Annotated in this window: 2 protein-coding genes; both read right to left on the bottom strand. The window is 71.6% G+C overall.

What is annotated here, in order from left to right:
• Positions 1 to 86: 86 nt before the first annotated feature.
• The gene (locus AC27KI_RS24780) at positions 87 to 692 is read right to left on the bottom strand and encodes a hypothetical protein (RefSeq protein ID WP_487116435.1); all 606 of its coding nucleotides are present in this window, start codon (positions 690 to 692) and stop codon (positions 87 to 89) included.
• 101 nt (positions 693 to 793) lie between these two features.
• Positions 794 to 1434: amidase family protein (locus AC27KI_RS24775; protein ID WP_487116433.1), on the bottom strand; the 641-nt coding region annotated here is incomplete at its 5' end.

Below are 1434 nucleotides of genomic sequence, written 5' to 3'. Positions count from 1 at the left end.
CGCGCGGCGCGAGGGCGGCGGGTGGCGGTGCGGCGGGCGCGGTCGGCATGGGCGATGGCGGGGTGGGGTGGGGACGATGAGGGCGGTCAGCCGTTGACCAGCGCCAGATAGGCCTTGCGCGTCTCCGGCGACACCGAGGCCACGAGCTGGTCGTAAGGCGTCTGGTGCCGCGCCATCATGCGGGCCGAGGCGATGGTCTTCGATTTGCAGAACCAGTGGCAGGTGTGCTGCATCAGGAACAGCTCGGCCGACAGGGTGAAGGCCTTGTCGCGCGCATCGCGGCCGGCTTCGTTGCGCACCGCGCGGTCGATGCCCTGGGCATGCACCAGCAGGGCCTTGCGCATGTCGAACGCGGCCGATGGAAACAGCTGGTGGGCGAACGGCAGGCTGATCGCGATGCGGCTCACGCGGGTCAGCGCCGGGTCCAGGCGCGAGAACTCGGCCGTGAAGCGGTTGAACTGCTCGGTCAGCTGCGATTCGGTGGTGGTCAGCAGGCTCCAGCTCTGGTCGCGCCGCTGCGGCTCGCTCTCGCCCAGGGCGCGCAGGTAGCCCTCGGTGAGGTTCTCCATCAGCTTCTCGATCTGGTAGTTGGCCAGGTGGCGCGCCAGCAGCGCGATGCGCCGGCGCTGCTGGCGGGCGTTGAGGGCGTAGGTGCCGGTGGCGATCAGGATCGCCAGAAGAAAGGTGTCCATGTGCGGGGTCGGGCCGTGGTGTCGGAAAACGGGGGTGAAGGAAAGCAGGGCAGGCGTTGAAAGGAACATGGGCCTGAAAGGCGCGCCCGCGGGCGCACCCGTCAGGCCCCGGGGGGCTGGGGCCAGGGGCGTTGCGGCCCGCGGATCTGCTCGAAGGCATGGGCGACCTGCAGCACGCCCAGGTCGTCGAAGCGGGGCCCGGCGATCTGCAGCCCGATCGGCAGGCCCGCCGCCGTGTACCCGCAGTTCACCGAGGCGGCGGGCTGCTCGGACATGTTGAACGGCACGGTGAAGCCGATGTGCTCCAGCGGGCGCAGCGGGTCGTCGGTGGGCGAGGGCAGCTCGGCCGCGAAGGCGGGCAGGGGTGCGACGGGCGAGAGCACGTAGTCGAACGCGCTGCAGGCCTGCACCGTGGCCACGCGCGTCGCGTGGAACTGCTGGCTGGCGTGGAACACTTCGATGCCCGACAGGCCCGCGGCGCTGTCGGCCCAGGCACGGATGTAGGGCAGCACGCGGGCGCGCCGCTCCTCGGGCAGGGTCTGCAGGTCGGTGTAGGAGCGCATGCGCCAGAAATGGTCCATGCCATCGAGCATGCCCGGCGTCATGAAGGGCGCCATGGGCTCCACCCGGGCACCGGCCGCCTCGAACCAGCGCGCGGCCTGCTCGACGGCGGCGCGCACCTCGGGGTCCACCGGCAGGCCGCAGCCGGCATCCAGCAGCAGCCCCAGGCGCAGCCCGCGCA

The organism is Acidovorax sp. KPB24-03 (assembly GCF_057546605.1).
The sequence above is the reverse complement of the archived record's forward strand: the minus strand, read 5'-3'. Positions and strand labels throughout refer to the sequence as shown.